Genomic DNA, 4,956 nt, shown 5'->3' with positions numbered 1-4,956 from the left:
GCTCGCGCATTTCGGGGGAAAACTTGTTCGTCGTCTTGATCATGATGCTCCATCCTGCTCAAGAGTTGGAGCCTCCGGAAAACCCGGCGCGGTTCAGTCCTTGAGTTTGTGACATTACCGTCTGGATACGAGGTAGAGTGTCGACTAGGTCGTGTTGACAAAAGGGATTCACACTGCGCCACCAGCGTGATTCAAGCTGGTATCTTTGATGGAGACCCGCGTGGCACGAGACCTGATGTCGGACGAGGAATGGAAGTTCTTTGAACGGTTCATCCTGACAGTCCGCGCCCGAACGGGCGCAAACCGATCAACCACCGCCTTGTTCTTGATGGCATTTTCTGGATCGCGCGCACGGGTTCTCCCTGGCGCGATCTGCCGGAAGAGTTCGGCAAGTGGTCAAGCGTCTACCGCCAGTTCGGGCGTTGGACGCGGGCGGGGCTCTGGGAGCAGATCATGGACGCCCTGAACGAAAGCGGCGCTGTCCGGCATGCACTGCAAATGATCGACAGCGCCGTGGTTCGCGCCCATCATCAGGCAGCGGGCGCCAAAGAGGAACCCCGCGACAGGGTTCTGGCCGTTCGCGTTGTGGCTTCACGACCAAGATCCACCTCCTCGTCNCCGTGGTTCGCGCCCATCATCAGGCAGCGGGCGCCAAAGAGGAACCCCGCGACAGGGTTCTGGCCGTTCGCGTTGTGGCTTCACGACCAAGATCCACCTCCTCGTCGATGCAGCAGGGCTGCCCATGAGGACGGAGATCACCGGGGGGCAAACTTCCGACTGTCTCGGCTTCGATCTGGTCATGGCCGACAATCTGCCGACACCGAGTGTCCTGCTGGCCGACCGAGGCTATGACACTGACAGCATTCGAAAATCCATGGGTAAACGCGATGTCTTGCTCGTCATCCCCATGCGCAAGTCCCGCAAAAAGTCGCATTGCCGTGGACCGATCACTCTACCGGCAGCGAACCCTGGTCGAACGGTGCTTCAACGAGCTGAAGAACGCCCGCCGTGTCGCCACCCGTTACGACAAGACCGCGGAGAACTTCCTGGGCTTCATCGACATCACGTCGATCAGGCTTTGGATCCGCCATTTGTCAACATGACCTAGTCAGCTTTTAAATCAAGGGCAGCGATATTAGCGAAATGATTGTGCCGCGACTGAACTGAAATACGAAAGAAGTGGCTTGAAGCAACCGTGACGAACCCTGTCGGTCAACGTCAAGATGTATACCTGACCCTCACATCAACGTTTTACTTAAGGCGCATGGTATACGCTTGGAATAAAAAATAGATGGTAGCCCGTGACAGATTTGAACTGCCGACCGACCCGGTGTAAACGGGACGCTCTACCACTGAGCTAACGGGCCACAGATTTCGCTTCTGACATCATCTTTGCTTGGCTTCAAGTGGGATGGCCACGAATTTGCCCTGCCTTTAAGCCAGTTGGTCGATGGTCCCTAAAGATAGACGATAGATGCAACCCTGTTGCATGTGGTTTTGACCGATATTTGCCAGTTTCGTTCCCGTTGCAACAGAAAGCAGCATGGCCAATGTCACGCCATGGGTGATGATGATCGTCGACTGATCAATGCTGTCAAGAAATTTCGTGCATCTTGCTCGCAGCGCGTCCAAACCTTCGCCTTCTGGGCAGTGATTATACCAATCCAGTGCATCTCCAGTGAATATTCGCGGATATCGCTTCCGCAGATCGACGACCTGACCGCCCGCAAATATGCCGATGCCAATTTCGGAAAGGCGCGGTTCGACACTCCAGGCGCGCCCTTGGAAGGCGATGGCGGCGGTCTGCACCGCCCTGCCCTGCGGGCTGCAAAGGCATATGCCACCGATCCCTTTCAGCAGCGTCGCCTGACGGTGCGCTTGTTCAACGCCCAGAGGCGTCAAGGGCGAATCCAAAATGCCTTGCAGGCGTCCCATGGCATTCCACTGGGTTTGCCCGTGTCGCATTAAATAGAGATCAGGAAGCATCATCGTCTGCGGGAAAACACAATTGCTGATAGTGGACAGTTATCTGGTAACGGTATGGGTAGAGGCAAACGAACACTTGTCGCAATCCCTAGAACCTAGGGACTCTTCTCTCCTGACGTTATTCTACGTTCATTTTCTCTTGTGGCAATTCCTCCGTGAGCACCCCTGAACTGGCCCCCGTTTCGCCCGGACACTTGTGCATAGCCATGGAGGCTCAGGCATATGCCTGAGGACGGGCTTATGTCTGAGATTGAGATCATCACCGATGGCGGTCGTCGGCGCCGCTGGACGGCTGCCGAGAAGCTGCGGATCGTGGAGGAGACGCTGGAGGATCACGCCGGCATTTCCATCGTTGCGCGGCGCAATGGCGTCGCACCCAACCTGGCTCGTATCGTTGGCGAAGGCTCATGCTCGAAGGAGGAGTGTCGCCGTGACCGAGGATGATGACGTCACCAGCAACAAGGTCGTGCGGCAGCTCGAGGATCGCATCCGCGAGCTTGAACGCCATCTCGGCGGCAAGACGCTTGAGGCCGGGATCCTGCGCGAGGCCTTGGACAAGTCACGCTCAGAAAAACCGACCTTGGATGCGCGGTCGCCGCTGACAGGCGGTTTCCGGTGAAGGTTGTGGCAGATATCCTTGGTGTGGCCCGCCCGAACCTGATCGATCGACTGAAGGGTAGGACGAAGCCGCGTCGGCGCTACCACAAGGCGCAAGACGCGGAGCTGATGCCGCGGATCGTTACGCTGGTGACGGCCCGCCCCACCTATGGCTGCCGTCGCATCACCGCGATCCTGAACCGCCAGCTGCGGTAAGAGGGCCTGGCACCGGTCAATCACAAAAGGATCTACAGGATCATGCAGTCCCATAGCCTGCTGCTGGCGCGGAGATATACGGAGCGGCCCGAGCATGTCCACGACGGCAAGGTGATCGTCATGCGCTCGAACCTGCGCTGGTGTTCGGACGGCTTCGAGTTCACCCGGCTCGGAACGGCGATATCGCCCGCGGTGCCTTCATCATCGACGCCCACGACCGCGAAATCATCGCCCGGCGTGCGGTGGTGAATGCCGGATCAGCGGGTCAGACATCCGCGACATCATGCTCGAGGCCGTCGAGCATCGCTTCGAGACATACCGTGCGCCTTCGGTCGTCGAGATGCTGACCGACAATGGCTCACCTTACATTGCCAAGGATACGCAGATCTTCGCCCGCCACCTTGGTCTGAAGCCTTGCTTCACCCCGGTCCGGAGCCCCCAGAGCAATGGCACGTCGGAGGCATTCGTGAAGACGCTCAAGCGCGACTACGTCCAAGTGACGCCGTTGCCAGACGCCCAAATCGTTCTCGGATTGATCGGAGGCTGGATCGAGGACTACAACGACACTCACCCGCATTCAGGGCTGAAGATGCGATCGCCCCGCGAGTTCATTGCAGCTCAAACCGAAACCGCCTGAGTGTCCGGTGAAACGGGGGCAAGACCAGCACCTCAGGCATGGTTGCGGAAGTCGGCATGAGGAGATGACGGCCCTTTCCCAGCTGAGGTCAGGCCACGCGTTCGATCTCGGCGGTGTCGATGGCGTTGACGCGGTTCATCGAGGCCACGCGGATAATGATCTTGGCTGTTTGGCGGACGGGGTCCCTCGAGGTGATCCGTCCGCCGAAGGATTTCAGGTTCCTCATCAGGTCCTCGACCTGACCGAGTGGCCGGGTTGCCGCCGGGATGTAGTTGCAGGGTGAGGCAGTGCCCGCCATTGGTCCGAGGACAATGGCGGGCGCGGCGGGGCAATCCTCTTTCCAGAGGCGGCCGTTTCTACGGATGAGAGCGAGGGCATGACTGCCACCGGTCCGCATGAATGCCCGAGCCACCGCGCGCGCGGATCGCCGAATGGCAACGGCGGGTGTCGAAGGCGCCATCACCGGTAACGGTGCCGACTTCCTGGTCGTTCGGGATATGGACCAGAAGATCAGGGAGCACGGGTCTGTCGCCCTCGTAGGCAGGGGTGAGGATGCCGCTGGTCACCGTGTCCATCACCAGCCTCTCTTGTTCATCGGGCTTGCGCGGCCGCGCCGGGGCCACGGTCCCTCCTCACCCCAAGACCTTGATCCCGGCGCCATCGACCAGCAGGTTTAGGAGGTCCGGGACTGGCCAGTCCAGACCAGCCATTTCGGGGAGGCTGGCGCCCATTTCGGTCATTTGCCGAAGCGGCAAACCGAAGAGCCCATTGATTGTAAAAAAAATGGATGGTGCTGTCACAGAAGACACGCGGACGTCCGGGGTTGACTGCCTTCGGCGCAAGCCAGCCCATGTCACGGCCCAGCCAGACGAGCAGAGATCCGCGTCGTTCTAGGATTTCCAGTTCGTCATACAGTGGCGCGCAGGTTCGGGATTGCTCATGGCAGGCTCTTGACCCGCCAGATTTACGTCGTGAACCCCGGAAGCTGGGTCGTGTTGACAAATGGCGGATCCGAAGCCTGATCGACGTGATGTCGATGAAGCCCAGGAAGCTCTCCGCAGTCTTGTCGTAACGGGTGGCGACACGGCGGGCGTTCTTCAGCTCGTTGAAGCACCGTTCGACCAGGTAGCGCAGCCGGTAGAATGATCGGCCCACGCCAATGCGACTTTTTCGTGATTTGCGCATGGGGATGACGGGCAAGACATCGCGTTTATCCATGGATTTTCGAATGCTGTCAGTGTCATAGCCTCGGTCGGCCAGCAGGACACTCGGTGTCGGCAGATTGTCGGCCATGACCAGATCGAAGCCGAGACAGTCGGAAGTTTGCCCCCCGGTGATCTCCGTCCTCATGGGCAGCCCTGCTGCATCGACGAGGAGGTGGATCTTGGTCGTGAAGCCACAACGCGAACGGCCAGAACCCTGTCGCGGGGTTCCTCTTTGGCGCCCGCTGCCTGATGATGGGCGCGAACCACGGTGCTGTCGATCATTTGCAGTGCATGCCGGACAGCGCCGCTTTCGTT

General features: G+C 59.2%; 4 protein-coding genes, 1 tRNA gene and 4 pseudogenes. 3 read left to right on the top strand and 6 right to left on the bottom strand.

The window, feature by feature from the left end; genetic code table 11:
* Nucleotides 1–208 precede the first annotated feature (208 nt).
* Together IE00_RS19215 and IE00_RS19210 are read left to right on the top strand one after the other, a co-directional pair.
* Nucleotides 209–550, top strand: a pseudogene (locus IE00_RS19215) (IS5 family transposase); the annotation flags it as partial.
* Between the two features lie 68 nt (nt 551–618).
* Nucleotides 619–1,103 (top strand): annotated as a pseudogene (locus IE00_RS19210) (IS5 family transposase); the annotation flags it as partial.
* A 189-nt stretch (nt 1,104–1,292) separates the two neighbouring features.
* On the opposite strand, the gene IE00_RS19205 reads toward IE00_RS19210, so the two are convergent.
* Both IE00_RS19205 and IE00_RS19200 read right to left on the bottom strand, forming a co-directional pair.
* Nucleotides 1,293–1,367, bottom strand: a tRNA-Val gene (locus tag IE00_RS19205).
* A 67-nt stretch (nt 1,368–1,434) separates the two neighbouring features.
* Nucleotides 1,435–1,989 carry a histidine phosphatase family protein gene (locus IE00_RS19200; RefSeq protein ID WP_072298767.1) on the bottom strand — a complete coding sequence of 185 codons (555 nt, stop codon included), beginning with the start codon at nt 1,987–1,989 and terminating at the stop codon, nt 1,435–1,437.
* A gap of 219 nt (nt 1,990–2,208) precedes the next feature.
* On the opposite strand from IE00_RS19200, the pseudogene IE00_RS19595 reads away from it, so the two are divergent.
* Nucleotides 2,209–3,436 (top strand): annotated as a pseudogene (locus IE00_RS19595) (IS3 family transposase).
* 88 nt (nt 3,437–3,524) lie between these two features.
* Here IE00_RS19595 and IE00_RS21010 read toward each other — a convergent pair.
* The 4 genes and pseudogenes from IE00_RS21010 to IE00_RS19175 form a co-directional block, all read right to left on the bottom strand.
* Complete coding sequence (locus IE00_RS21010) at nt 3,525–3,662, bottom strand: hypothetical protein (RefSeq protein ID WP_371328465.1); 138 nt, start codon at nt 3,660–3,662, stop codon at nt 3,525–3,527.
* A 130-nt stretch (nt 3,663–3,792) separates the two neighbouring features.
* Complete coding sequence (locus IE00_RS21005; protein ID WP_371328464.1) at nt 3,793–4,011, bottom strand: hypothetical protein; 219 nt, start codon at nt 4,009–4,011, stop codon at nt 3,793–3,795.
* 57 nt (nt 4,012–4,068) lie between these two features.
* The gene (locus IE00_RS21000; RefSeq protein ID WP_371328466.1) at nt 4,069–4,236 is read right to left on the bottom strand and encodes a hypothetical protein; all 168 of its coding nucleotides are present in this window, start codon (nt 4,234–4,236) and stop codon (nt 4,069–4,071) included.
* A 274-nt stretch (nt 4,237–4,510) separates the two neighbouring features.
* Nucleotides 4,511–4,956: pseudogene (locus IE00_RS19175) on the bottom strand (IS5 family transposase); the annotation flags it as partial.

The sequence above is a fragment of the Paracoccus sp. SM22M-07 genome (assembly GCF_001887735.1).
Classification (GTDB): Bacteria; Pseudomonadota; Alphaproteobacteria; order Rhodobacterales; family Rhodobacteraceae; genus Paracoccus.
Note: the sequence above shows the minus strand (reverse complement) of the source record. Positions and strands in the feature narration are given on the sequence as shown.